The organism is Mesorhizobium sp. LMG17149, assembly GCF_024518695.1.
In the GTDB taxonomy this organism is placed as follows: Bacteria; Pseudomonadota; Alphaproteobacteria; order Rhizobiales; family Rhizobiaceae; genus Mesorhizobium.
Genome location: NZ_JANIFL010000015.1, coordinates 82,115 through 106,940, shown reverse-complemented (window position 1 = coordinate 106,940; position 24,826 = coordinate 82,115). Strand labels below are relative to the sequence as shown.

General features: G+C 62.9%; 21 protein-coding genes. 10 read left to right on the top strand and 11 right to left on the bottom strand.

The features are described 5' to 3' along the window. Nucleotides 1–8: 8 nt before the first annotated feature. From NP945_RS29265 to NP945_RS29245, 5 genes are all read right to left on the bottom strand, one after another. Complete coding sequence (locus NP945_RS29265; protein ID WP_256748257.1) at nucleotides 9–1,253, bottom strand: cysteine desulfurase; 1,245 nt, start codon at nucleotides 1,251–1,253, stop codon at nucleotides 9–11. A gap of 4 nt (nucleotides 1,254–1,257) precedes the next feature. Continuing rightward, nucleotides 1,258–2,526, bottom strand: coding sequence for a Fe-S cluster assembly protein SufD (gene sufD, locus NP945_RS29260; protein WP_128308885.1), 1,269 nt, complete (start codon nucleotides 2,524–2,526; stop codon nucleotides 1,258–1,260). A 19-nt stretch (nucleotides 2,527–2,545) separates the two neighbouring features. Beyond that, the gene (gene sufC / locus NP945_RS29255; protein ID WP_023810312.1) at nucleotides 2,546–3,301 is read right to left on the bottom strand and encodes a Fe-S cluster assembly ATPase SufC; all 756 of its coding nucleotides are present in this window, start codon (nucleotides 3,299–3,301) and stop codon (nucleotides 2,546–2,548) included. Nucleotides 3,302–3,328: 27 nt separating this feature from the next. Beyond that, the gene (sufB, locus tag NP945_RS29250; RefSeq protein ID WP_027037002.1) at nucleotides 3,329–4,846 is read right to left on the bottom strand and encodes a Fe-S cluster assembly protein SufB; all 1,518 of its coding nucleotides are present in this window, start codon (nucleotides 4,844–4,846) and stop codon (nucleotides 3,329–3,331) included. 187 nt (nucleotides 4,847–5,033) lie between these two features. Continuing rightward, a complete protein-coding gene (locus NP945_RS29245) occupies nucleotides 5,034–6,197 on the bottom strand; it encodes a cysteine desulfurase family protein (RefSeq protein WP_256748256.1) in 1,164 nt (387 codons plus the stop codon). A gap of 236 nt (nucleotides 6,198–6,433) precedes the next feature. Here NP945_RS29245 and NP945_RS29240 point away from each other — a divergent pair, with 236 nt between their 5' ends. Continuing rightward, the gene (locus tag NP945_RS29240; RefSeq protein WP_023669128.1) at nucleotides 6,434–7,108 is read left to right on the top strand and encodes an alpha/beta hydrolase; all 675 of its coding nucleotides are present in this window, start codon (nucleotides 6,434–6,436) and stop codon (nucleotides 7,106–7,108) included. A gap of 21 nt (nucleotides 7,109–7,129) precedes the next feature. Continuing rightward, nucleotides 7,130–7,780 (top strand): FMN-binding negative transcriptional regulator, encoded by a 651-nt coding sequence (locus NP945_RS29235; RefSeq protein WP_256748255.1) that lies wholly within the window; start codon nucleotides 7,130–7,132, stop codon nucleotides 7,778–7,780. Nucleotides 7,781–7,791: 11 nt separating this feature from the next. Here the strand turns inward: NP945_RS29235 and NP945_RS29230 are convergent, their stop codons facing one another. The 3 genes from NP945_RS29230 to NP945_RS29220 all read right to left on the bottom strand — a co-directional run bounded on the left by NP945_RS29230 (nucleotide 7,792) and on the right by NP945_RS29220 (nucleotide 10,671). Next, a complete protein-coding gene (locus tag NP945_RS29230; protein WP_256748254.1) occupies nucleotides 7,792–8,622 on the bottom strand; it encodes a phosphatase PAP2 family protein in 831 nt (276 codons plus the stop codon). Between the two features lie 45 nt (nucleotides 8,623–8,667). Further along, on the bottom strand, nucleotides 8,668–10,311 hold the full coding sequence (locus tag NP945_RS29225) for a glycosyltransferase family 39 protein (protein WP_256748253.1): 1,644 nt from the start codon (nucleotides 10,309–10,311) through the stop codon (nucleotides 8,668–8,670). 72 nt (nucleotides 10,312–10,383) lie between these two features. Next, nucleotides 10,384–10,671, bottom strand: coding sequence for a hypothetical protein (locus NP945_RS29220; protein ID WP_256748252.1), 288 nt, complete (start codon nucleotides 10,669–10,671; stop codon nucleotides 10,384–10,386). Between NP945_RS29220 and tyrS the strand changes: the two genes are divergently transcribed. The 4 genes from tyrS to NP945_RS29200 all read left to right on the top strand — a co-directional run bounded on the left by tyrS (nucleotide 10,658) and on the right by NP945_RS29200 (nucleotide 14,724). Beyond that, on the top strand, nucleotides 10,658–11,911 hold the full coding sequence (gene tyrS, locus NP945_RS29215) for a tyrosine--tRNA ligase (protein ID WP_256748251.1): 1,254 nt from the start codon (nucleotides 10,658–10,660) through the stop codon (nucleotides 11,909–11,911). The genes NP945_RS29220 and tyrS overlap by 14 nt on opposite strands. A gap of 155 nt (nucleotides 11,912–12,066) precedes the next feature. Further along, nucleotides 12,067–12,849 (top strand): hypothetical protein, encoded by a 783-nt coding sequence (locus tag NP945_RS29210; RefSeq protein ID WP_256748250.1) that lies wholly within the window; start codon nucleotides 12,067–12,069, stop codon nucleotides 12,847–12,849. Between the two features lie 62 nt (nucleotides 12,850–12,911). Continuing rightward, nucleotides 12,912–13,232 carry a helix-turn-helix transcriptional regulator gene (locus NP945_RS29205; RefSeq protein WP_256748249.1) on the top strand — a complete coding sequence of 107 codons (321 nt, stop codon included), beginning with the start codon at nucleotides 12,912–12,914 and terminating at the stop codon, nucleotides 13,230–13,232. Nucleotides 13,233–13,422: 190 nt separating this feature from the next. Beyond that, nucleotides 13,423–14,724, top strand: a complete 1,302-nt coding sequence (locus NP945_RS29200; protein ID WP_256748248.1) for a hypothetical protein — start codon at nucleotides 13,423–13,425, stop codon at nucleotides 14,722–14,724. Nucleotides 14,725–14,805: 81 nt separating this feature from the next. Here the strand turns inward: NP945_RS29200 and NP945_RS29195 are convergent, their stop codons facing one another. Continuing rightward, the gene (locus NP945_RS29195; protein ID WP_256748247.1) at nucleotides 14,806–18,186 is read right to left on the bottom strand and encodes a DUF3971 domain-containing protein; all 3,381 of its coding nucleotides are present in this window, start codon (nucleotides 18,184–18,186) and stop codon (nucleotides 14,806–14,808) included. Between the two features lie 95 nt (nucleotides 18,187–18,281). Between NP945_RS29195 and NP945_RS29190 the strand changes: the two genes are divergently transcribed. Beyond that, nucleotides 18,282–18,749: a peroxiredoxin gene (locus NP945_RS29190; RefSeq protein ID WP_127258257.1), complete on the top strand. Its 468-nt coding sequence runs from the start codon at nucleotides 18,282–18,284 to the stop codon at nucleotides 18,747–18,749. A gap of 151 nt (nucleotides 18,750–18,900) precedes the next feature. Next, entirely contained in the window at nucleotides 18,901–20,205 is a 1,305-nt protein-coding gene (locus tag NP945_RS29185; protein WP_127268135.1) for a M23 family metallopeptidase, read from the top strand. 49 nt (nucleotides 20,206–20,254) lie between these two features. Here the strand turns inward: NP945_RS29185 and NP945_RS29180 are convergent, their stop codons facing one another. Together NP945_RS29180 and NP945_RS29175 are read right to left on the bottom strand one after the other, a co-directional pair. After that, the gene (locus NP945_RS29180; protein WP_256748246.1) at nucleotides 20,255–21,484 is read right to left on the bottom strand and encodes a M20 family metallopeptidase; all 1,230 of its coding nucleotides are present in this window, start codon (nucleotides 21,482–21,484) and stop codon (nucleotides 20,255–20,257) included. Then, entirely contained in the window at nucleotides 21,471–22,649 is a 1,179-nt protein-coding gene (locus tag NP945_RS29175) for a M24 family metallopeptidase (RefSeq protein ID WP_256748245.1), read from the bottom strand. The genes NP945_RS29180 and NP945_RS29175 overlap by 14 nt, the downstream gene beginning before the upstream one ends. A gap of 221 nt (nucleotides 22,650–22,870) precedes the next feature. On the opposite strand from NP945_RS29175, the gene NP945_RS29170 reads away from it, so the two are divergent. Then, nucleotides 22,871–24,037, top strand: coding sequence for an ROK family transcriptional regulator (locus tag NP945_RS29170; protein WP_256748244.1), 1,167 nt, complete (start codon nucleotides 22,871–22,873; stop codon nucleotides 24,035–24,037). Continuing rightward, on the top strand, nucleotides 24,034–24,798 hold the full coding sequence (locus tag NP945_RS29165) for an ATP-binding cassette domain-containing protein (RefSeq protein WP_256748243.1): 765 nt from the start codon (nucleotides 24,034–24,036) through the stop codon (nucleotides 24,796–24,798). The genes NP945_RS29170 and NP945_RS29165 overlap by 4 nt, the downstream gene beginning before the upstream one ends. Nucleotides 24,799–24,826 lie beyond the last annotated feature (28 nt).

Sequence of the window (24,826 nt, the reverse complement as noted above, 5' to 3'; positions counted from 1 at the left end):
AAAACTCGTCATCCGAAGAATTTGCGCGCTTTTTCAAGCGCCTCGGCCAAAGCGTCGACTTCGGCCCTGGTATTATACATGCCGAACGATGCCCTGCATGTGGAGGTTACGCCGAACCGTTTCAACAGCGGCTGGGCGCAATGGGTGCCGGCGCGGACAGCAACGCCCTGCCTGTCTATCACCATCGACACGTCATGCGCATGAATGCCTTGCAGTTCAAACGAGATGATGGCGCCCTTGCCGGGCGCATCACCGAAGATGCGCAGCGAATTGATGGAGCGCAGCCGCTCATGCGCGTAATTCTTAAGGTCTTCCTCGTGGGCTGCAATGCGCTCGCGGCCGATCGTTTCCATATAGTCGAGCGCGGCACCCAGCCCGATCGCCTGGACGATCGGCGGCGTGCCGGCCTCGAAGCGGTGCGGCGGCTCGTTGTAGGTGACGATGTCTTCCGTCACCTCCTCGATCATCTCGCCGCCGCCCATGAAGGGCCGCATGCCAGCGAGAATGTCCTTCTTGCCGTAGAGCACGCCGATGCCCGACGGGCCATAAACCTTATGCCCGGTGAAGACGAAAAAGTCGCAGTCGAGATCCTGCACATCGATCGGCATGTGGACAGCGCTCTGGCTGCCGTCGACCAGCACGGGAATTCCACGCGAATGCGCGATGCGCACGATCTCCTTGATCGGCGTCACAGTGCCAAGCGCGTTCGACATGTGGGTAATGGCAACGAGCTTTGTCTTGCTGGTCAACCGCTTCTCGAATTCCTCGATGTGGAAGACGCCGAGATCGTCGACCGGCACCCAGACCAGTTTGGCGCCCTGCCGCTCGCGGATGAAATGCCACGGCACGATGTTGGAATGGTGCTCCATGATCGACAGCACGATCTCGTCGCCCTCGCCGATGTTGGGCATGCCATAGCCATAGGCGACCGTGTTGATGGCCGAAGTCGTGTTCGAGGTGAAGATGATGTTGTCGGTGCTCGGCGCATTGAGGAAGCGGCGCACCGTCTCTCGCGCCTTTTCGTAGGCATCGGTCGCGGCGTTCGAGAGAAAATGCAGGCCGCGATGGACGTTGGCGTATTCCTGGGAATAGGCATGCTGGATTGTGTCGAGCACCGCCTGCGGCTTCTGTGCCGAGGCGCCATTGTCGAGATAGACCAGCTTCTTGCCATAGACTTCCCGCGACAGGATCGGGAAATCGCGGCGGATCGCTTCGACGTCGTAGAAATCTCCGATCTTGCCCGGTGCGTTCATCAGATCACCCGTGTGCCGCGAACCAGCCGTCGAGCCGCGCTTCCAGCGCCTCGACGATCGCCTCGTCGTCCAGTTCCTCGATCACCTCCGCGACGAAGGCCTTCACGAGCAGGCCCCGCGCGCTTTTCTCGTCGACGCCGCGCGCCATCAGGTAGAACAGATGGTTGTGGTCGATTTCGGTGACCGTCGCGCCATGGCCGCAAATCACGTCGTCGGCGAAGATTTCAAGCTCGGGCTTGGTCGAGAATTCGCCGTCGTCCGACAGCAACAGCGTGTTGCAGGCCATCTTCGCGTTGGTCTTCTGCGCATATTGATGGACGTTGATGCGGCCCTGGAACACACCGCGCGCCTTGCCCGTCACCACGTTGCGGATGATCTCCGTCGAGGTCGTGTGCGGCACGGCATGGTCGAGAACCATGGTCACGTCGGTGTGGGTGTCGCCGGCCAAGAGGTTGATGCCGCGAAGCTTGAAATCGGCGCCTTCGCCAGTCGTCCTGACCATGATCTCCTGGCGCACGAGCTTGCCCCCGGCGTTCATGACGAACAGTGTCAGTTTCGCATTCTTGCCGATATGGGCCTTGAACTGCGCCAGATGCGTCGCCGTTTCCGGCTGCTCCTGGACGATCAGCCACGTCACCTCGGCGCCCTCGTCGAGCACGACCTGGCTGACCGAGCTGCTCAAGGCAGCGCCATCACCCGTCTGGCGCTCGACGATAACGGCCTTGGCGCCGGCGCCGACACGAACGGCCAGGCGCACATGGGTCTGGCCGCCGGCCTGCAGGTTCTGCAGCTCGACCGGCTTTTCAAGTTCCACACCATCGGCGATGTCGACAAAATACCCGTCGGCGACAAAAGCCGTGTTCAGCGCGCCAATGGCATCGTCGCTGCCATAGGGGTCGAGCCCAGGTGCTGCGCTGCCGTCGACCAGCTTTTCCGACAGGCGCTGGAAAGAGACGCCTTCAAGAACCGGCACTTTGGCGTCGGACTTGCCGTTCAGGATCGACACCACGGTGGAACCGTCGACGATCGGGGCGATGGCTTTGGCCATGGCTGCCGGGTCGAAGTCCGGCACGGTATTCAGCAACCGGCGCAGGTCGGTGTAGTGCCAGGATTCGACGCGCCGCGTCGGCAGGCCGTGCTTGATCGTCTCGATGGCGTCGTCGCGCTTCAGCATCACCGCGCCGTCGCCCGGCAGCAGCGACAACCGGTCGCCGAAGGCATCGATCAACGCTGTTTCGGCCGGTGTCCGCTGCGGTTGTGCGTGCATATTCATCAAACTGCCCTCTGGCATCTCACGCTGCTTCGCCGATCACGCCGGCATAGCCATTGGCTTCCAGGTCGAGCGCCAGCGACTTGTCGCCTGACTTGATGACCTGACCCTTGTAGAGCACGTGCACGGTGTCGGGCACGATGTGCTCAAGCAGGCGCTGGTAGTGGGTGATGACCAGGAACGCCCGGTCCGGCGCGCGCAGCGCGTTGACGCCGTCGGACACGATCTTCAGCGCATCGATGTCGAGGCCGGAATCGGTCTCGTCGAGCACGCACAGTTTCGGCTCCAGCAGCTTCATCTGCAGGATCTCCGCCCGCTTCTTCTCGCCACCGGAGAAGCCGACATTGAGCGGCCGCTTGAGCATCGCCATATCCATGCTGAGCGAGGCGGCGGCTTCCTTCACGCGCTTCAAAAATTCCGGGATCTTCAGCGGCTCCTCGCCACGCGCCTTGCGCTGCTCGTTCATCGCCACCTTCAGGAATTCCATGGTCGCAACGCCCGGTATCTCCATCGGGTACTGGAAGGCGAGGAAAATGCCTGACGTGGCGCGCTCGGCCGGATCCATTTCGAGGATCGACTGGCCGTTGTAGAGGATGTCGCCTTCGGTCACCTCATAGTCCTCGCGGCCGGCGAGGATGTAGGACAGCGTCGATTTTCCCGAGCCGTTCGGCCCCATGATCGCGGCGACCTCGCCGGCTTTCACCGTCAGGTTCAGGCCGCGGATGATTTCGGTGCCATCGTCGACGATGCGGGCGTGCAAATTTCTGATTTCAAGCATTTTTTCGTTTCCTGAATATATATCCGGTCAGCCGACCGAGCCCTCAAGGCTAATCCCGATCAGCTTCTGCGCCTCGACCGCGAACTCCATCGGCAGCTGCTGGATGACGTCCTTGACGAAGCCGTTGACGATCAGCGCGATCGCTTCCTCTTCAGGGATACCGCGCTGCATGACATAGAATTTCTGGTCCTCGGAAATCTTCGACGTCGTCGCTTCGTGCTCGAACTGCGCCGTCGAGTTCTTGGCTTCCATGTAGGGCACGGTGTGCGCGCCGCACTGGTCGCCGATCAGCAGACTGTCGCAGTTGGTGAAGTTGCGGGCGTTGGTCGCCTTGCGGTGCGCCGAGACCTGGCCGCGATAGGTGTTCTGCGAGAAGCCGGCGGCGATGCCCTTGGAGATGATGCGGCTCGACGTGTTCTTGCCGAGATGGATCATCTTGGTACCGCTGTCGACCTGCTGATAGCCGTTCGACACCGCGATCGAATAGAACTCACCTTGGGAATCGTCACCGCGCAGGATGCAGCTCGGATATTTCCAGGTGATCGCCGAACCGGTCTCGACCTGCGTCCATGAAATCTTGGAGCGGTCGCCACGGCAGTCGCCGCGCTTGGTGACGAAATTGTAGATGCCGCCCTTGCCCTCGGCGTCGCCGGGGTACCAGTTCTGCACCGTCGAATATTTGATCTCGGCATCGTCGAGCGCCACCAGTTCGACGACGGCGGCATGCAACTGGTTCTCGTCGCGCTGCGGCGCCGTGCAGCCCTCGAGATAGGAGACGTAAGCCCCCTCCTCGGCAATGATCAGCGTGCGCTCGAACTGGCCGGTGTTCTTCTCGTTCATGCGGAAATAGGTCGACAGCTCCATCGGGCAGCGCACGCCCTTGGGCACGAAGACGAACGAGCCGTCGGTGAACACAGCCGAATTCAGCGTGGCGTAGTAATTGTCGGAGGTCGGCACGACCGAACCGAGATATTTCTTCACCAGCTCCGGATGCTCGCGGATGGCTTCCGAGATCGAGCAGAAGATGACGCCGGCCTGCGCCAGTTCCTTCTTGAAGGTGGTGACGACGGAGACGGAATCGAACACGGCGTCGACAGCGACGCGTCCCGACTTGTAGACATTGTCGCTGACCTCCTCGAGCTCCGAGGCGTCGGTCTTCTGCACGCCGGCGAGGATTTCCTGCTCGCGCAGCGGAATGCCCAGCTTCTCGTAGACCTTCAAGAGTTCGGGATCGACATCGCTCAGCGAAGTCGGGCCGGGCGTGCTCTTGGGCGCCGCGTAGAAGTAGATGTCCTGGAAATCGATCTTGGGATAGTGGACGCGCGCCCAGGTCGGCTCGTCCAGCGTCAGCCAGCGGCGATACGCTTCCAGACGCCATTCCAGCATCCAGGACGGTTCGTCCTTCTTGGCCGAAATGAAACGGATGATATCTTCGCTGAGGCCCTTGGGGGCCTTATCGACAGCGATTTCGGTCTGGAATCCGTATTTGTATTGGTCGACGTCGATCTTTCGGACCCGATCGATCGTGTCCTGCACAGCAGGCATATGCGTTCTCCATCCACGCCGGGGTCAAGGCCCGACAGTTTTCAAACTATGGCACCGCCAAAAACGAACCCCAAAAAGGCGCTCGCGGCAGCGTAAGTTTCATATAGTGCGCTTCGACCGGAAATTCACCCGGCCAGTATGAAACGCACGGCTCTACCAGGCCGAAAGGCCCAAATTCGTCCAACCGCTACGCGGCCCGTTCTCTATCCGCCCTTCGTGCGGCAATACCCGCAAGCGCGGTGCGGAAAAGCTCAACGTCTTCCGCGCCGGTCGCCGGTCCGATCGACACCCGCAAGGCGCCGAGACTGTCACCGTAGCCCATGGCTTTCAGCACATGGCTCGGTCCGACCTTGCCCGACGAACAGGCAGAGCCGGCCGACAGCGCTACACCGGCCAGATCGAAGGCGATCTGCGCGGTTTCGGCTTTGACGCCCGCAATAGCGAAGAATGCCGTATTGGCAAGCCTTGGCGCACCGGTTCCAAAGATTTCCGCGTCCGGCACCAGCGATTTGACGATGGCCTCGATCTCGTCGCGGCGCTGGCGCACCGCATCCATGGCCGGCAATCCGGCAAGCGCCTCGCGTGCGGCGGCGCCGAAACCGGCAATGGCGGCGAGGTTCTCAGTTCCGCCGCGATGGCCCTTTTCCTGGCCACCGCCATTGATCAGCGGCTTCGGCATCATCAGGTCAGAGGCGGCGACGATGGCGCCCACGCCCTTGGGACCACCGATCTTGTGCGAGGACAGAATCAGATAATCGGCGTAACCCGCTGATAGATCGATGGAAACACGCCCAGCGGCCTGCACGACGTCGACTATGAGGATGCCGCCCGCCGCCTTGACGATCCCGGCGATGCGATCGATCGGCTGGATGACGCCGGTTTCGTTGTTGGCGGCGTGGATGGCGACCAGCGGCAGGCCTTCGCTCTTGTCGTGACCGCCGAGCGCCGACGCCAAGGCGCCGAGATCGGCGATGCCGTTGGCGTCGACGCCGATCCGCGTCACCTGCGCTGCGGGGAACCGTCCGCCGTTCAACAGGCAGGGATGATCGGCCTCCGACACGTAAAGCCGGCTCATACGCACCGTGCCGCGCCCCATCTGCCAGTCGGGTGACAGCAGCGTCGAGGCTGCTTCCGTGGCACCGGAGGTGAACACGACATGCTCCGCCTTGGCGTTGACTAGCGCCGCCACGTCACGCCTGGCGGTCTCGATCAGGCGGCGGGCCGCGCGCCCCTCGGCGTGAACCGATGACGGATTGGCCGCGACGTCAAGGGCCGCGACCATAGCCTCGCGGGCCACGGCAAGCAGCGGCGCACTGGCATTGTAGTCGAGATAGGCGCGTATTCCGGCCATTTTCGTCCGTCAAATCCCGTCAGAAGCCATTCCGCTGTCGTATGGCGTTATTTCCTTGAAATTCCAAGGCGAGCCGTCCTATTTACGCGGCTTGCGGCGCGGGTGGCCGGGCTCGATGTCTTGCCACTCAGTTTTGAACAATTCTAAACTAGCTTCTAAGAAGACGCTCGCCCTGCGTCAAGGCCAGAGGAAACGTTCCAGGCACCGCGCGTTCGTATTACCAAGTGGAGTATTTTATGCCTGAGGTCATTTTCACCGGTCCTGCCGGCCGCCTGGAGGGTCGCTATCAGCCTTCCAAGGAAAAGAGCGCGCCGATTGCCATCGTCCTGCACCCGCATCCGCAATTCGGCGGCACGATGAACAACAAGATCGTCTACGACCTCTTCTACATGTTCCAGAAGCGGGATTTCACCACGCTGCGCTTCAATTTCCGCGGCATCGGCCGCAGCCAGGGCGAGTTCGACCATGGCACCGGCGAGCTGTCGGACGCTGCCGCGGCGCTGGATTGGGTGCAGTCGCTGCATCCCGATTCCAAGAGCTGCTGGGTCGCCGGCTACTCCTTCGGCTCCTGGATCGGCATGCAGCTTCTGATGCGCCGGCCGGAGATCGAAGGCTTCATCTCGATCGCGCCGCAGCCCAACACCTATGATTTCTCGTTCCTGGCGCCCTGCCCGTCATCGGGCCTGATCATCCATGGCGATGCCGACAAGGTAGCGCCGCCGAAGGATGTGCAGGGCCTTGTCGACAAGCTGCACACGCAGAAGGGCATCACCATCACGCAAAAGACGTTGCCCGGCGCCAACCATTTCTTCGCCAACGATGCCGACCTGCTGCTCGAGGAATGCGCCGACTATCTCGACCGCCGGCTGGCCGGCGAATTGTCGGATCCGCGCCCGAAGCGGCTGAGATAGACAAGGAAAGAACGGACGGCGATGTACGAGCCTCCTCATTTCAGGGAAACGCGGCCGGAAATCCTGCACGGGCTGATCCGGACGCATCCGCTGGGCCTGTTGGTTTCCAACGGGCCCGAGGGGCCGGTCGCCAACGCCATCCCGTTCCTGCTCGACGCGGAAATCGGGCCGAACGGCAGGCTGCGCGCCCATCTGGCGCGGGCCAACCCGCAATGGCGCCTGTTGGCCGACAACCCGGCGTCACCCGTGCTGATCGTCTTCCAGGGCAGCGACGCCTATGTGACGCCGTCCTGGTACGAGACCAAGCGCGAGACCGGCAAGGTGGTGCCGACCTGGAATTACGCCATCGTGCAGGTCCGCGGCACCGTCAAGGTGATGGATGACCAGGACTGGCTGGCGCAGCAGATCGCTGATCTGACCGTCTCCCAGGAAGGCGCCCGCGCCGCGCCCTGGGCGGTGACCGATGCGCCGGAGCCCTTCATCCAGTCGCAGATCAAGGGCATTATCGGGCTGGAAATCGAGATCAGCGAAATCCACGGCAAGTGGAAGGTCAGCCAGAACCGGCCGGTCGCCGATCGCGTCGGCGTTGCACAGGGGCTGGAAAGCGAAGACCACCAATCGCCCGGCATGGCCGGCTTGGTCAGATCCTATGGCGGACTGGAGGGCAACTGAGCTTCGAATGCTCAGCCAGCCTTCCTTCTCCGCCCAATCAGCCGAAACGTCCTCTTGCGGACCGGCAGTCCCGACGGCATCGGCCGGAAGATGAAACCGAGCCGGGCAAAGACCAGCCCGCAGGCCAGCGCGAAGCCGCAGCCAAGGCCGAAGCCGGCGACGGTGTCGCTGGGATAGTGCGCGCCGACGAAAATCCGTGTCGAGGCGATGCAGGCGGTGATCGCCAGGGCGATGTACCAGCGCCGCGGAAACAACAGCAAAGCGACCCCGAACACCGCGCCCATTGTGGTACCATGGCCGGATGGAAAGCCGGCGAAGCGCGCATCGAACGCGAAGGGGTGCAGGGTCAGCACGCCAAAGTCCTCGTAATAAAGCGGGCGAGCCCGGCCAATGGCATATTTCAGCACATTGACGGCGATCCCCGACAGGCCGGTGGCGCACAGCACCAGAAAAGCCAGGCAGGTCCAATTGTAGAGCAGCATCAGCGAGCGCCGGGAGAGGCTTCGCCAATCCGTCAGGTTCGCGGCGACAAGCAGAAGCACTGAGGGAATGAGATACCAGCCACCCAGGCCGAACTGGGTGAAAAAGTCGGCAGTCCGGGCAAATCCCGCCGACCACTTGCCGTGAAGCATTCCGGCCGGGGTGTCGAGACGAACAAACGCAACCGCCGTCAGCAAAATCCAGACCAGCACCCAGACCGACCACAAAACGTTCGGGTATCTGGCCGGACGGGTGGCAAGGCGGCTTTTGGCGATCTGCATCGTATCGCGAAAATTGTCGAGCGACCGGCGCCCTATCCCAAGGAGCAGGCTCGAAACGGGCGGGCGTGATTTCACCAGCATAGGAAATTCGACCCCATTGTCGCCGTCATGGGCATCGGCGAGCCGTCACTGGGTTACACGATAGAGGCCGAGCGACAGCTTGTCTCCCGACGAATAGTTGAGGCCGTCAACCTCGGCAACGCGGTTCGCCGACTTGCCTTGCGCCGCCAGCAACCCATTCAGTTTCTGCTCGTCGCCGACCTGAGCCAGCGCCAGGGCGCAGGCGGGGTCGCCGAGCAGATGCTTGGCGACGCCATCGACATCGGTCAGGACGGTCTTGGTGCCGACCAGGAACACCAGGCTCGGCTCGTGATATTCCGCCGAAGCGAGCACCGTGGTGTCGCAAGGCCTGTTGGCCTGGAACGCCGCCTCGATCGCCGGGCTCAGCCAGATCGGCTTCAGCGAAGGCGCGATGACGCCGAACAACAGCCCATAGGTGATGCCGGCGCAGACGGCGATGGCGCCGATGCGGGAGAGCGGCACTTGCAGCTGTCGCGAAAAAGCGAAATATCCTGCCGCCAGCGCCGCCGCGGCGGCCGGGATGCTCCACCAGGAGAAGGCGCCGGTGAGATAGATCGGCGCTCCGACGCAGACCACCGCCAGGCCAAGGCTGACCACGGCAAGACCGAATGCGGTCGACCACCACAACCAGTCCTGCCAGCGCCTGAGCGGCGCATTCGCCTCCTGGGGCGGCAAGGTCAACAGCCAACCGATCAGCAGCGCCATGCCGGGATAGGCCGGCAGGACATAGTGCGGCAGCTTGGTCGGGATCAGTTCGAACACCAGCCAGAACGGAATGTACCAGGCGAGGCAGAAACGCAGCCGCGGATCGTCGCGCAACCGGTTGAGGGCCTGCAGCCCGGCGCCAACCGCGATCAGACCGAACGGCCACATGAACAAGGAATAGGTCAGCATGTAGAAGCCCGGCGGCAGGCCGTGCGATTCCTCGCCCGAGGCGACCTTGGCCATCATGTCCTTGCCGACGGCATCACTGAGAAAGGCGCCGCCGCTCTTCCAGGTGATGAGGGCGACCCAGGGCAGCACGATGAGCAGCACCAGGGCGGCACCGCGCACGAGCTTCAGCTTCAGGAGCCAGCGCCAGTCGCGCTCGAAGGCAAACAAGGCGGCGACCGTCAGCACCGACAGGAGCGGAGCCACCGGCCCCTTGATAAGGATTCCAAGGCCTTGAGCAGCCCAGAAAATCCACGGCAGGTGGGCGGCTACCGGTTCGTTCCGGCGCGCTGCCAGATAGATCTGGGCGAGCGCGCCTTGCGCCGCCACGCAGCAGGCCAGCAGCATGGCGTCAGTCTTGGCGTCACGGCCCTCGAAGGCGGTGGCGAAGATAGCCGCCATCATCAGGCCGGCGGCGAGACCGGCATTGGCCCCGAACAGCTTGGTGCCTGTCCAGGCAATGCCGACGACGGCCAAGGCAATGCCAAGCATGGAGACGAGGCGGTAGACCCAGATCGGCGCCGCCGCCCCCTCGCCGCTCAGCGCCACGGCCGCCGATTGCAGCCAGTAGATGCCGATCGGCTTCTTGTAGCGCGAGGCATCCTGAAAACGGATGTCGACATAGTCGGAGGTTTCGACCATCTGCTTGGTGGCCTGGACAAAACGGGATTCGTCCCGGTCGACGGGTGGAAGGCTCGCCAGTCCGCTGAAAGTCATCAGCACGCTGAACAGAAAGAGAAAAAGATAGTTCCTGTTCATCGCGGAGCTTTCCGGATCTGATCTGCGGGATGGCCCCGTCGCGGCGCCTCAGGCCCTGCCCTGCGCGGCGCCTCAATACGCCAGCCCAAACGACGAAGCAAGGATTCGCAAATGCCATCCGCGCGGGCACCAAAACCGGAAACCACTTTTGCTGATCGCCGGACCTTTGTCTGGCGCGCGATCGGACGCAAAACCGGAAACCACTTTTGCTGATCGCTGGACCTTTGTCTGGCGCACGATCAGTCGCAAAACCGGAAACCACTTTTGCTGATCGCGCTTGGATGCTAAACGCCCGCGTTCATGCACACCCGAGCCACGCTGGCCGGACGCTTTCGGGAAAGAAAAAATGCCTGCCTTCAAATCGGATTTCCTGCGCACGATGAGCGAGCGCGGTTTCATCCACCAGACTTCGGATGATGCCGGTCTCGACACTATCTTCGCCAAGGAAACGGTGACGGCCTATATCGGCTTCGACGCCACCGCCAAGAGCCTGCACGCCGGCTCGCTGATCCAGATCATGATGCTGCACTGGCTTCAGCAGACCGGTCACCGGCCGATCGCGCTGATGGGCGGCGGCACCTCGATGATCGGCGACCCGTCCTTCAAGAACGAGGCGCGCAAGCTTTTGACCCCGCAGGACATCGAAGACAATCTGGCTGGCATCCGCCGCAACTTCATGCCCTACCTCAAATTCGGCAGCGGTCCGAACGACGCCATCATGGTCAACAACGCCGACTGGCTGATGGAGATCAACTACGTCAATTTCCTGCGCGATGTCGGCCGTCACTTTTCCGTCAACCGCATGCTGGCGTTCGATTCCGTCAAGCTGCGGCTCGATCGCGAGCAGTCGCTGTCGTTCCTCGAATTCAACTACATGATCCTGCAGGCCTATGATTTCGTCGAACTCTACAAGCGTCTCGGCTGCCGCCTGCAGATGGGCGGCTCCGACCAATGGGGCAACATCATCAACGGTATCGATCTCGGCCGCCGCATGGAGGACGCGCAGCTCTATGCGCTGACCACGCCGCTGCTCACCACCTCGTCGGGCGCCAAGATGGGCAAGTCGGCTTCGGGCGCGGTCTGGCTCGATGCGGAGATGCTGAGCCCCTACGAATTCTGGCAGTACTGGCGCAACACCGAGGATGCCGACGTCGCGCGCTTCCTGAAGCTCTACACGACGCTGCCGCTGGACGAGGTGGCGCGACTCGAACGGCTCGGCGGATCCGAGATCAATGAGGCCAAGAAGATCCTCGCCACCGAGATCACCGCCCTGCTGCATGGCCGTGCAGCCGCCGAGCAAGCCAGCGATACGGCGCGCAAGACGTTCGAGGAAGGCGCGCTCGCGGAGTCGCTGCCGACCGTCGAGGTCGACAAAACGGCGCTTGAAACCGGCGTCGGCATCCTGTCGCTGCTGGTCACCGCCGGACTGGCGGCGTCGAACGGCGAAGCGCGGCGGCATGTGCAGGGCGGTGCCGTGCGCCTGAACGACGAGCCGGTGAGCGACGAGCGCCGCCTGGTGACTCCTCAGGATTTGAGTCCGGAAAACGTCGTAAAGCTTTCTCTGGGAAAGAAAAAACACATTCTGGTACGGCCTACCTGATCCGCACGGTGGGACCGAGCCAACCGCTTGTCAGGATCAGCGTTTGACGGCTCCGTCTTGGGCGCATAAATTGCGTTGAATGCATCGTCCATGCGCCGGGGGGCCGCCTGTGAAGATCAATCCACGCAAGCATAACGCACGAGCACGCCCAGGCGATGCGTCCGCTCCCGCCGCCAGCTATGGTTTGCGGAGCACCGACCTTCCCTGAGATCACGCTCGACGACTTCAACAGCCTTATCCACACGGTCTACGAGGCAGGCATCAACCCGCACAAATGGTCCGCGTTCGTCGGGGACCTGTCAGGCCATCTGGACGACACGCTCATTTGCCTGCATGCGCATGATACCGTCGCGCGAGCAAGCCTGGGCTTGCTCGCGTCCGGGGCTGCGCCGGAATTTATTGATTCCTATGTGCGAGACTATGCGACGATCAACGTCTGGGCGAACGGAATGGCTATCGCCCCGATCGGCAAGCTTGTTCAATCGGAAGAAATATACGACCCGGACAAGCTTCTCAAAACCGAGTTCTACAATGACTGTCTGCGTAGCCAGAGCCTGGTGTCCGCGAGCGCCGTTGCGCTGCATCGCTCATCGGACAGGATGCTCTTCCTTTCGGGCAATATTCGCCTGCGCAACCATGATCTCGTGCGGGCGCGGGTAAACAGGACGTTTGACCTGCTTGGGCCGCATATCACCCGCTCGTTCGAGTTGATGCGGCACATCCCGCACCAGGTGGAGGGAGAAGACTATCGCGCCACTCTTGAGACATCGACGACGCTGTGCTGTTCATCGACAGAGCCGGGCGTATCACCCACTGCAACCGTGCCGGAACGGCGATGCGCAAGGACGCGTCTTTGCTCGCCGTCGACCGCGACGGGCACCTGCACCTCAAGGATCCGAGGGCCGATACGACCCTGCGGATTGCCCTGGCCGCGATAGCGAGAGCGGATTTTCCCGCAATTCCAGGCAGCTTCCCCGTTCGTCGGGCGGCCGGTTCGCCGATGCGCGCGATGATCGTGCCGCTCGCCCACAGAACCACGCAAACAATGTTCGATCAGATTTTCGAGGACCTTCCGATTGCAATGCTGGTCCTGCGCAACCAGCCGACGCCGCAGCCTTCCGTCGCTGCATTGCCCGGCTATGGGCTGACACCGGCTGAATCGGAGCTGGCCGTGGCCATCGCCCAAGGCATCTCGCCGCGCGACCATGCGGACAGCCGCGACGTCAGCATTCACACGGTCAGGGCGCAGTTGAAGTCCGTCTTTGCCAAGACCGAGACCCGTCGCCAAAGCCAGCTCGCCGCCCTGATCCTGCGCCACTAGAGCGACAGGCACCGCCGCCTCGAAGCAAGCTCTAGCTAAGACTTTGATTTTCAGGCCGTTCCTGCGGCCGCATAGCCCAAATGGGTGATGCGAGGAATCCGTCCACCGAGCATAAGTCGTCGAAACAGGCGATCTGACCAACGTTGCAACGTTGGCTCTGGGGAAGCCCGACGCAGGCTTGGGGACGAAAATGAGAACAGGCAAGATGATGGCGGCGGCCGTGGCCTGGATCGCGGGAGCCTTCCCGGCCGGCGCTCAGGAGCAAACGCCGGAGCCCTCGCAGAAATCGGTCCGCCTGGTCGTAAACGGGCAGGTTTCGGAAGACGACAACCAGCAGCGGCTGAATGCCAGGATCGTCGCTGCATTCTCCGACGTTCCGGTAGCCATCGGCGTGGCCGCGGAGAAGGGAAACGGCGTCGCGCGGCTGATGGTTGGCGGTGCGGCGAACCTGGGCGAACTGCTCGCCGTGCAGGTTACCGGGCAATTCGTCCGCGAGGATGCCGATCAGCTGTTCGGCCTGACGACAGACAAGAGTGTCGAAACCTGGAGCCTTGCCAGCTCGCTCGACCTGCGCCTGAGCGCGGCGACCACGGTTTCTCTCGGTGTCGATGGCTGGAACAGCCCGTCCGCCATGTTGATTGACGAGCCCTTCGCGAAGACGCGCTTCGACGGCGCAAGCGGCGTTCGGGTTGCGCCCGGCTTCGAAACCTATCTCGACCCGAGCCTGAGATTAGGCGCCAGGATCGGCTACGAGCGTGCCATCGACAATGGCGATGACGGGCTGTTCGCAAAGGTCGATTTCAGCAAGGCGTTCGGCAAGACCTCGATCGAGGGAACGGCCTGGACCTCGCCCAATTTCGGCGCGGGCGCGCAGATCGGATTGGGCTATGCCTTCGACAACGACATGACGGCAAGCGTCTACGCCGGCTATCGTGACGGGATGACGCAAGGCGCCTATCTGGGCGCGAAACTGTCGATGGAGTTTGGACCGCACGCTTCGCAGGAAAGCGGTGGCCTCATCAACCGCCTCGACCGCCAGATGCAATATGCTGAAATGACGATGCCGGGCGTTCCCAAGACGGCCCGCGCGGCGGTTTCCACCGAGATCAATTCCCCGTTCAAGACTGTGTTCGACGTGCCATGCCAGAGTGTCGAGCCAACGCCCGGATGCACGTTCTTCATGGCGAACGGAAACCGGATCACCCTTGCTGACGATCCTCACTACAACAGATACGGCAACGGCTCCGACGATCTCGGATATGTCAGGTTCGACAGCGTCGGCAACGCCGCCGTGTACAACAATCTTGGCCAATACCAATATTCGTCATCGGCGAGCGCCTTCGAAGGGTTTGTCGGCGGAACGACCATCGGCGTCGGCACTACGGGTTTCTACTGGGAGAACGTTGCCAGCGGCACATACTGGCTCGGCAAGAACGGTATCCTGTACTCGGCTAATTCCGGCTCAAGCAACTTCCAACAGGCAATCAACTGACCATCCCCGCCGCCTTGCGGTGCCGAAGCGACGGACCGGTTGATTTGACACTTTGCGCGCGGCGGCCATGATCCGCGCCACTCACCTATACTCAAAAATCGACCTGAATATTCCGGGCGCGATCACCGACAGCGGATTGATGTCCAGCAGCGGCTTGTTGGCATTGCCTTTGAGCCGGTAGGTGACGCCGATCAGGCCACGGTCACGGCCATTGCCGAGCAACGCGCCAACGATGGGCAATTCGCCGAAGATGCGATTGAGGCCATAGACCGGCATGAAGGTGCCGGTCATGTCCATGTTGTTGTTCTGGTCGTAGAGCGTGCCCTGGAACGTCGTGCCGATGCGCGGTCCACGCAGCACGCCATTGGCCAGTTTCAGATAGCCGCTGCCCTTGTCGATCTCGGCGTAGCCGCGTTCGAACTTCACCCGCGACGTGTCGAGCTTGCCCTTGACCGCCTGATTGAGGCTGCGGTTGTCGCCGGCCGGCGTGGTCGAGACGATGGAGGCCAATTTCGGTTCGTTGACCACGAAAAAGTTGCTGGTGTCGACCTTGCCCCTCAGCGATCCGTCGCTCGGCCCCGCAAGCGCCAGGGTGATCGTTCCGCCTTCCATATGCTCGTAGATATTGAGGAATCTCAGGATGGCGCCGGCGTCCGCGGACTGCATGTTGAGCGCGCGCCGGCCGGCGCCGGTGGTGTTGCTGATCGATATGGCCGCACCCGAACTTGCCGTGGCGCTGACCTTCAACCCGTTTACCCGCGAGCCGGCCGCGCTGTAGTCAAGCTTCAGATTGGACAATTGCTCGTCGTGGAAACCGGTCAGCCGGTCGACATCGGCGCTGACGGAAATGGCATCGGAACCGGTGGTCTTGGTAGCCGTGTCGACGTCCGAGGTGAACTGCTTGATCAGCGAGCGGGCATCGAGCGCGTTGCCCGATATGTCGACCGCATAGCCCTTGCCGGACCGCTTCACCGACACGGCAACGTCGTCGCCCCTGTTCAAGGTGACCTTGCTGAACCGCGCCGACGACAAGGCGCCATTGACCAGCACGATGCTGCCGTCGACGGAGAACGTCTTTCCGTCAAGGTCGAAATCGGACAGCGTCGTGGTGTCGCCGGACTTGGTCATGACGAAAGTGACATTGGCAGGAACTCCTGCCCCCTTGCTCCAGCCGGCCCAGGGAATGTCCAGCCTGGCGTTGGTCAGATCGGCCGAGACGTTCTGGTCGCCGCCGCCGTTCTTGTCGATCGCCACCTTCACCGTTCCGGCAAGCAGCGGCTTCAGGCCGGGCATGGCGGCGGCGCGGATCTTGTCGTCAAGCACCAGAGCCACCTTGCGGCTGCGCGCCGGCCCGTCATCCCTGAGCGGCTCGACCAGATCGAGTTCGGCCGGAATGCCGTTCAGCAATGCCTTGGCGGAGATCACCGCCTTCTCCGGATCGACCGTGATCGAACCGTCGGCATCCGTCACGATCTGGCCCTCGAAAGGCTTGGCCAAGGACATGCCGCTGTAGTCGAGCGACACCAGCCAATCGAGCTTCGAGGAGTCGACACCGGACTGCAGCGGAATATCCGCCTTGACGTGGCCGGTGACGCTGCCCGACAGGTCTTCCGGCAGGATGCCGACATGGCGCATGGCGTTGATCGGCTCGTAGGATGCGAGTTCGGCGACGGCCGACGCTTCGCCGTCGACGTCGATATCGAGCGCGCCGACGACCGGCGGGCGGTTGGCCGCCTTGACCGTCAGCGTGCCGTTGCTGGCCGCCACGGTGCGGCCGCTGGGCATGTAGACGGTGCCCGAGGATAGCGAGATATCGACATCGTTGCCGTGGAAACCGACGACGCCGACCGCGTCGCGTATCGGCGGAATGCGGCCGGCGGTGTCGAAGCGCGATCCCTCGATCTGGAAGCGGCCGAACACCTCATCGGCCGAAAGCGGCACGCCGTTGCCCAGGCGGCCCGGCACCACCTGGAACTGAAGGTTGGCGTCGACGACACGGCCGCCGAACAGATTGGCCAGCACCCAGAGCCGGGCATTGCGCGCCGAAAACCACGGCCACAGCTGCTTGACGTGAGAGACCTGCATGTCGTGGATGTTGAACGCCAGATTGATCCCCGGCACTTTGCCGTCGACGAACGCCACGGCGGCGGTGCCAAGCATCTCGCCGGAGCCGGCGGACCGGAGCGCGATCTGCTCGGCGACCAATTTGTGGCTCACCGTGTTGTAGACGCCGGCAATCCGGGCCAGGAAGGTGAGCGCCGGCTCGGGCGACTCCGAAGGCGCAAGCGACGATCCGTCGCTGGTCAGGTCGTAGCGATAGGAGGGTTCTTCACCCACCGCTCCGCTTGCCGGCTTCGGCCCGATCGAACCGGCGAAATCGAATGTCGAGCGGCCGGTCTTCAGCAGCAATCTGTCGACCTGGATCTTGTTGCTGCCCGCAACCAGCGTCGCATTGATATCGACGTCCGCCGGCAGCAGTCCTCGCGTGCCGAGATCGAGGACAGAACCCGTCGACGACAAAGCGGCCGTCAGCCGCGATGCGTTCGCGCCGAACCCTTCCGATCCCGTCAGCTTCAGCGCGACGGTTCCCAGCTTGCCGGCAGCGGCCGCCATATCGCCGGTATCGGCCAGATCGACGCTCGCATCCAGTGCCGTGACGCGGTGCGCCGCGATATCGCGGGAGGCGGAAGCGGCAACGGTAGCCGTCCTGCCGTCGATGTCCGCCGTGGACGAGAACTGCATGCCGCCCGGGCCCGACTGCACGACGGTGGCGTCGGTGATCTTGACGAGCTTGATCGCTCCGGTTTCGGGCAGCACGAATTCGACATTGCGAAGGTCGATCCGGCGCAGCGAATCCTCCCGCACGGCATCGAGTGCGTGGTTGATGTTTCCGAACACCGCGGCGGACAGCTTCTCCGGATCGATGAGGCCGTCCGCATTGCGCAGGCCGGCGGTCCAGTCGCCGCCTGACGGCATCGCCGCCACGACGATGCGGGCATCCGAGATCCTGGCGCTGGTCAGCCGCACATCTCCCCACAGCAGCGGGAACAGACGCACGCCGAAGCGCACGCGGCCGGCATCGGCCATCGGCTTGCCGTCCGAAGTCTTCAAGCTGACGTCGCTGACCTGAAGCGCGATGAAACTCGAACCGTCGAGCGTGATGCGGGCAGGCCCGACCGCGACATTGACATCGACGCCCGCCAGTTTCTCGAGCGCCGTTTCCGCCTCGGTGCGAAGCCGCTCGGATCCGATGCCGGAGGCGCCAACCAGATAAACGAGCACGGCGGCCAGCAGCACGAAAGCGACCAGACCGGCGAACAGTCGCGACAGGATGCGAAAACCGCGTCCGATCGAAGCCTGACCGAGCGGCGGCACACGGCAGGCGGACGGAAAGGTCCCCAGGTCGGTGATCTCATCACGCCTGAACCGGATCTTCTCGTGCTGCGGTCGCTCCTGATCCACGCAATTTTCCGTTGTACGAACTCGATCGTGGACGAATCCCCGTCCGACACTATATCGGTGTGGCTTCGCGCGTAACCTCAAACAAGGGCATCGGTATGGCTGACCTCGACGTAGGCGATCTCGCGCCGCAATTCGACCTGCCGCGGGACGGCGGCGGATCAGTCAGCCTTGCCGCATCGTCCGGCAAGCCCATCGTGCTCTATTTCTATCCGCAGGACGACACAACAAGCTGCACACAGGAGGCGATCAGCTTCTCGCAGCTGAAGCCGGACTTCGAGAAGGCCGGCGCCGTGGTGATCGGCCTGTCGCCCGACCCCGTCAAGAAGCACGACAAGTTCAAGTCGAAATACAATCTCACCATCGACCTCGCCGCCGACGAGGAGCGCAAGGTGATCGAAGCCTACCATCTGTGGGTCGAGAAATCGATGTATGGCCGCAAGTATATGGGCGTCGAGCGCGCGACGTTCCTGATCGGCCGCGACGGGCGGATCGCCAGGATTTGGCGCAAGGTCCGCGTCAAGGGCCATGCGGAAGAGGTGCTCGAGGCCGTTCGCGCGCTTTGAGGTTTTGCCGGCGAGGTTGGCCCGGTTTCCCTTACAACCATACGCACGCCTGGCGGGCGTTCGCTGCGGGCAAGCCGGCGCTGCAAGCCTTTGTTAACCTTAATAATGTGTAGTCAAGCTGTCGTGGTGTCGTAAACGAAAGCTTGGTCCCGTGAACGCAACCGGTCAGTCCGCAGTCTTCGGCAGGCGTAAGGAGCCCCATACGGTCATCATCGCCCGGGGCAACGAGATCAGGCATTTCACGATCCGACCGTGGCTGGCGGCCTTTATCGGCTCGGCGCTCGCCGCCATTGCCGTCGGCTACCTCATGGCCACCTCCTATCTGGTGCTGCGCGACGATCTGATAGGCGCCACCACGGCGCGCCAGGCGCGCATGCAGCAAGCCTATGAAGATCGCATTTCGGCGCTTCGCGCCCAGGTCGACCGCATCACCAGCCGGCAGTTGCTCGACCAGCAGCTGATGGAAACCAAGGTCAGCGAACTGCTTGAACGGCAGAGCCAGCTGAGCCAGCGTCACGGCCGCCTTGGCCCGCTGCTCGAACGCGCCGAGAGCGAAGTCGGCGCAGCGCCGGCCGAAGATCCGGCAGCGGTTGCGAAGCCGGACAAACGCGCCGAAGTGACCGGCAGCATCAAGGAGCCCGCGCGGAACTATGCGGTCGCCAGCCTGAGCGCCGATCCCGGCGCCGGCGACACAAGGCCGTTCTCGCTGTGGTCGACCCGCTCCGATCCGCTGCCCAACGATTCAGCCGCCGATCGTGCCGACAAGCTCTTCGTCTCGATCAACCAGTCGCTGAAATCCATCGAGAGCGACCAGTTGACCCGCATCAGCACGCTTGCCGACAATGCCTACAAGAGCGCCGATGCCATTACCCAGGCGCTCGAGGCGGCCGGCCTGCCCGTCGACAGCGACTTTGGCAAGGGCGACAGCGATGTCGGCGGACCGCTGATCCCGCTCGACAGTTCGATGATGTTCGACAGCAAGGTCAAGGAGTTGGACGAAGCGCTTGACGCCCTCGACCATCTCAAGAAGGAAGCGCGCCAGCTGCCGCTGACCAACCCCGCACCGGGCCACTCCGTCACCAGCCCGTTCGGCGTGCGCACCGACCCGATCCTCGGCACCGCGGCACTGCATTCCGGCATGGATTTCAGAGCCCCGATCGGCATGGCCGCCAAGGTCACCGCACCCGGCACCGTCACCAAGGCCGGCTGGAACGGCGGCTATGGCCGCATGGTGGAAGTCGACCACGGCAATGGTTTTGCGACACGTTACGGGCATCTCAGCGAAATCGACGTCACCGTCGGCGAGAAACTGGACGCCGGCGCCGTCATCGGCAAGACCGGCAGCAGCGGCCGCTCGACCGGCCCGCATCTGCACTACGAAGTCCGCCACAATGGCGAAGCGATCGATCCCTTGCGCTTCCTCACGGTCGGCAAGAAGGTCGCTCAGTACCTGTAAGCGATCCTGGGCTCCTGCCCCATGCGCCGATGACCATCATGATGGCTGACTAAGGCGCTTCCATCGACAGAAACGCCGTCGCTGCCGCAACCAGGGTGGTCGCACCGACCTTCAACGCGGCCTCGTCGACACGAAACCGGGCGTGATGGAGCGGAAAGACCGATCCGATCTCCTCGTTTCGGATTCCCAGCCGAAAATAGACCGAAGGACGTTTCTCGCTGTAGTAGCCAAAGTCGTCCGCGATCGTCCATCCGGGCGTGCTGAGGACGTTGTCGGCACCGATGCAGGCCTTGGCGCTGGCGGCAATCAGCTCAGTCATCTCGACATCGTTGACGACACCAGGTTCGCCCTTGTGGATGTCGACCTCGACACGCGCGCCGTGGCTCGTCCCTATTCCCTCGGCTATCGTACGGACGCGGCGCCAGGCCCGCTCGCGGGTTGCATCGCTGCCGCTGCGGATGGTGCCTTTCAACGTGACCTTGCCGGCGGTGACATTATAGGCGTTGCCGCCATTGATGGCCGTCACGGAAATCACCAGCGGATCGTACGGGTCGATCTCGCGCGAAACGATCTTCTGCAATTCGCTCACCAGTGAGCAGGCCACGGCCAACGCATCGACACCTTCATGCGGTTTTGCCGCGTGCGCGGCCGAGCCGATGACGACCACATCGAACGTGTCACAGGCCAGAGTGTATGGACCGGAGCCGACGGCGATCTTGCCGGACGGCGTGTAGGGATCGACATGGACGCAGATGGCGGCGTCGATGTCGTCGAGAAGCCCCTCTTCCACCACCCGCTTGCCGCCCGACGGTTCGTCCTCCTCCGCCGGTTGGAAGATCAGGCGAACGGTGCCGCCAAAACTGTCCCGCGACCGGTGAAGATGCGCGGCCACCGCGAAAGCCATCGATGCATGGGCGTCGTGACCGCAGGCATGCATCACGCCTGGTTTCGTCGATGCATAATCGACGCCGGACTCCTCCTCGATCGGCAAGGCATCGATGTCGGCGCGAATGGCGACCTTTCGATTTGACGGCTTGCCGGTGCCGACAATATCGACGGCAAGGCCAAAGCCGGCGACGTCGCGAATGTCGGCAATTCCCTGATCCACCAGCATCTGCCTGAGATAGCGCTGCGTGCCGGCCTCCTGGTTCGAAAGCTCGGGATTGCGGTGCAGGTGGCGGCGGACCTCGATCATCCGATCGAGAATTCCGGCGTCGATATCGGTCGTCACGGTTTTCGCAACACCACCCGCCGTGGCCGAACCCTCAGGATTTGACATGGATCTCTCGCGGGAACTTCGTCAGGGTCTCATGGCCGGTTTCGGTGACCAGGATGGTCTCGCTGATCTCGATGCCCCAGCCATCCATCCACATGCCGAGGATGGAATGAACGACATTGCCCGGTTCAAGCACGGTCTTGTCGCCCGGCCTGAGGCTGATCGTATGCTCGCCCCAGTCCGGCGGATAGGCGACGCCGATGGAGTAGCCGATGCGCGATTCCTTCTTCAGTCCGTAGCGCTGGATGACCTTGCGCCAGGCGGCTTCGACGGCTTCGGCTGATGTTCCCGGTTTGACCGCGTCGAGCACCGCATCCATGCCCTCGATCACCGCTTTTGCCGTGTCCGAAACATTTGTCGGCGTCTTGCCAAGCTGCATGGTCCTGGCGAGGCCTGCGGCATAGCGGCGGCAAACGCCGGCAAGTTCCAGCGCAATCGTCTCGTTGTCTCCGAACCGCCTGTCGCTCCACATGATGTGCGGCGCCGAGGCATTCTCGCCACCGAGGATTGTCGGTGGAAGAGCGGTGATGTCGCCGGCAAAATCCGGGCTGCCTGCGATCTGCGCCGCCTGGATGGCGGCGATGGCATCGCACTCGCGAACACCCGGTGCGATCACCTCGAAGGCCCGCGTGACGGCCGCTTCGGCCAAGGTGGACGCCTTGCGCAAATAGGCGATCTCGGGCGCCGATTTGACCGCGCGGATCCAGTTCACCAGCAGGTCGGCATCATGCCATTTAGCATTGGGAAGTCCCGCGACAAGCCGGGCGTGCGCCTTGGGGGAGAAATAATAGGCTTCGAGTTCGATGCCGATATGTCTGACACCCCAGCCCCTGGCGACGATCCAGTTCGCGATCCAGTCCATGGGATGGCGATCGACGCGCTGGACATGATCTTCCGGAAAGCCGATCACGTTTTCCGGTTTCATCCAGGCTGTCAGAAGACCGCCGGCCGCATCCATGGCGCGCCCGATCCAGACCGGCTCGACCTCCTCGATCGGGACCAGCACCACCTGCGGCGTGTAGAACGACCAGCCATCATAGCCGGTGATGTAATGCTGGTTGGCAACGTCGTTGACGACAAGGAGTTCGAGACCGCGCTTCGCCATCTCGGTGCGGATCTTGCGAAGCCGCTGTTGGTACTCGTCGCGGGCAAACGGCAATTCGATCATCTTTGCTCCATGCTTTGTCGGATCAACGGTCGCGGGGTTCGCTCACCATTGAAGGGGTTTCGCCGCGGCGGCAATCGGCCAGGACGACGCGTGGGCAGGTCCTGAACCGAATAGGCCCTCCACGGCCTTCCCCTGGAAAACTTCGTCGTGATTATTTTTGAATTCCATTTGACTGAATAAATAAGCAATGCAAAGCTGCGCTCTCCTAAGGGGCGCAAGGCATGACACTGCGGGGGACCAATCAGGAGTTCGGGCGGCCGTACAATCGGCGCATCGTGCTTGAGTCCATCCGCCTTCATGGACCGATCGCCCGCGGCGAGATCGCCCGGCGCGTCGGCCTCACCGTCCAGACGGTATCGACCATCGTTCGCGAACTGGAAGATCAGGACTACATCCTGTCGCTGCGCGAAGAGCCGAAGGGGCGCGGCCTGCCGCCGGCGACGCTGCGGATCAACCCCGATGGCGGCTATGCCGTCGGCATCCACATCACTCCGCTTGGTATCAGCGCCGCCTTGATCAATCTGAGCGGCGACGTGATCGAGAGCATCTACCGCGAGGCGCCGAACGCGGCGCCGGACCACGCCTTCGAGCTGATCGGGGCGATGGTGGTGGAATTGACCAGACTGCGGGCTGGCGGACGGGTGCTGGGCGTCGGCATGGCCCTGCCCGGCCCATTCGACGTGGAGTCCATGAGTTTCGTGGGGCCAACCACCATGACCGGCTGGAAGGATGTGGCGCTGCGCGAACGGCTGGCGGCCTCCACCGGATTGCCGGCCTTCTTTGAAACCGATATGGCCGCGGCCGCCATGGGCGAGCGCCTCTACGGCCTCGGCGCCCAGTTTTCCGAATACTACTATCTCTATTTCGGCGTCGGCCTTGGCGGCGTCATGGTTCATGACGGCAGCGCCTTGCGCGGCGCCTGGGGAAATGCCGGCGAGATCGGACACATTCCCGTCATTCCCGGCGGCGAGGCCTGCCCGTGCGGCAACAGCGGCTGTCTCGAAAGATACCTGTCGCTCGAGGCGCTCCGGCGCTGGAACGGCAGCGAGGCGGATTGGGTCGCCGAAGTCGCACCGATCTTTCACAACGCCGTTGCCGTCATCGAGAACCTGTTCGACCCGGAGACGGTCATCCTCGGCGGGCTGGCGTCCACCGACCTGCTCGAAATGCTGGCTGGTTCGGCCGGAGGCCTGCACAACTCCGTCTCGGCCCGCAAGGACCGCACGACTCCCAGGGTTGTGGTTGCGCGCGGCGGACAGCATTCCGTGCTGCGCGGCGCCGCCGCCCTTGCGGTTTCCGGGGTGCTGTCACCTCGCTTCGGGCAGATGTTCGCGGCCGAACGCGAACGCGAGCGCGACCTTCTCAAAGGCAGGGAGATTGCGGCATGAGTGAACCCCTGCTGGTGCTCGACAACGTCACCAAGAACTATGGCGCGATCGAAGCGCTCAAGGGGATCAGCTTCTCGATCGGCAAGGGCGAGGTCGTGGCGCTGCTGGGCGACAACGGCGCCGGCAAATCGACACTGGTGAAGATCATATCGGGCGGACTGGAGCCGACCTCGGGCCGCATCCTGTTCGAGGGCAAGGAATTCCTTGCCAAATCACCGGCCGAGGCCAAGGCGGCCGGCATCGAGACCGTCTACCAGGATCTCTCGCTGTGCACCAATGTCGACGTGGTCGCCAATTTCTTCATGGGCCGTGAGATCACACGCAAGTTTCTCGGCATTCCCGTACTCGACGAGCACGCCATGGAAGCCGTCGTTGGAAAGGCGCTGGCCAATGCCGGCACCCGCATTCCCTCGCTGCGGGCCAATGTCGAGCATCTCTCGGGCGGCCAGCGGCAAGCCATCGAGCTCAACCGTTTCGTGCACTGGGGCGGCAAGCTGGTGCTGCTCGACGAACCGTTCGCCGCCCTCGGCGTCGAACAGACACGGCGCGGCCTCGACATGATCCGCCAGGTGGCGAACCAGGGCATCGGCGTCGTCATCATCACCCATATCATGCAGCAGGCTTTTCAGGTCGCCGACCGGATCGTGGTGATCCGCCAGGGCGTCGTGGCCGGCGATGTCGCACGCAATAAAACAAGTCCCGATGCGGTGATCAACATGATCACCGGTGAGACGCTTGCCGGTGCCGGACCGACAGGCTGAGGGACAAAAGAGGGGTCCGGCTTAAAGA

Coding starts and splice junctions, on each gene's coding strand:
- NP945_RS29200 (WP_256748248.1), top strand. CDS start 13,423: ATGAGAACAGGCAAGATGATGGCGGCGGCCGTGGCCTGGATCGCGGGA.
- NP945_RS29245 (WP_256748256.1), bottom strand. CDS start 6,197: ATGGCCGGAATACGCGCCTATCTCGACTACAATGCCAGTGCGCCGCTG.
- sufC (WP_023810312.1), bottom strand. CDS start 3,301: ATGCTTGAAATCAGAAATTTGCACGCCCGCATCGTCGACGATGGCACC.
- NP945_RS29170 (WP_256748244.1), top strand. CDS start 22,871: ATGACACTGCGGGGGACCAATCAGGAGTTCGGGCGGCCGTACAATCGG.
- sufB (WP_027037002.1), bottom strand. CDS start 4,846: ATGCCTGCTGTGCAGGACACGATCGATCGGGTCCGAAAGATCGACGTC.
- tyrS (WP_256748251.1), top strand. CDS start 10,658: ATGCCTGCCTTCAAATCGGATTTCCTGCGCACGATGAGCGAGCGCGGT.
- NP945_RS29165 (WP_256748243.1), top strand. CDS start 24,034: ATGAGTGAACCCCTGCTGGTGCTCGACAACGTCACCAAGAACTATGGC.
- NP945_RS29205 (WP_256748249.1), top strand. CDS start 12,912: ATGCGCGCGATGATCGTGCCGCTCGCCCACAGAACCACGCAAACAATG.
- NP945_RS29190 (WP_127258257.1), top strand. CDS start 18,282: ATGGCTGACCTCGACGTAGGCGATCTCGCGCCGCAATTCGACCTGCCG.
- NP945_RS29180 (WP_256748246.1), bottom strand. CDS start 21,484: ATGTCAAATCCTGAGGGTTCGGCCACGGCGGGTGGTGTTGCGAAAACC.
- NP945_RS29240 (WP_023669128.1), top strand. CDS start 6,434: ATGCCTGAGGTCATTTTCACCGGTCCTGCCGGCCGCCTGGAGGGTCGC.
- sufD (WP_128308885.1), bottom strand. CDS start 2,526: ATGAATATGCACGCACAACCGCAGCGGACACCGGCCGAAACAGCGTTG.
- NP945_RS29235 (WP_256748255.1), top strand. CDS start 7,130: ATGTACGAGCCTCCTCATTTCAGGGAAACGCGGCCGGAAATCCTGCAC.
- NP945_RS29210 (WP_256748250.1), top strand. CDS start 12,067: ATGCGTCCGCTCCCGCCGCCAGCTATGGTTTGCGGAGCACCGACCTTC.
- NP945_RS29230 (WP_256748254.1), bottom strand. CDS start 8,622: ATGCTGGTGAAATCACGCCCGCCCGTTTCGAGCCTGCTCCTTGGGATA.
- NP945_RS29175 (WP_256748245.1), bottom strand. CDS start 22,649: ATGATCGAATTGCCGTTTGCCCGCGACGAGTACCAACAGCGGCTTCGC.
- NP945_RS29265 (WP_256748257.1), bottom strand. CDS start 1,253: ATGAACGCACCGGGCAAGATCGGAGATTTCTACGACGTCGAAGCGATC.
- NP945_RS29225 (WP_256748253.1), bottom strand. CDS start 10,311: ATGAACAGGAACTATCTTTTTCTCTTTCTGTTCAGCGTGCTGATGACT.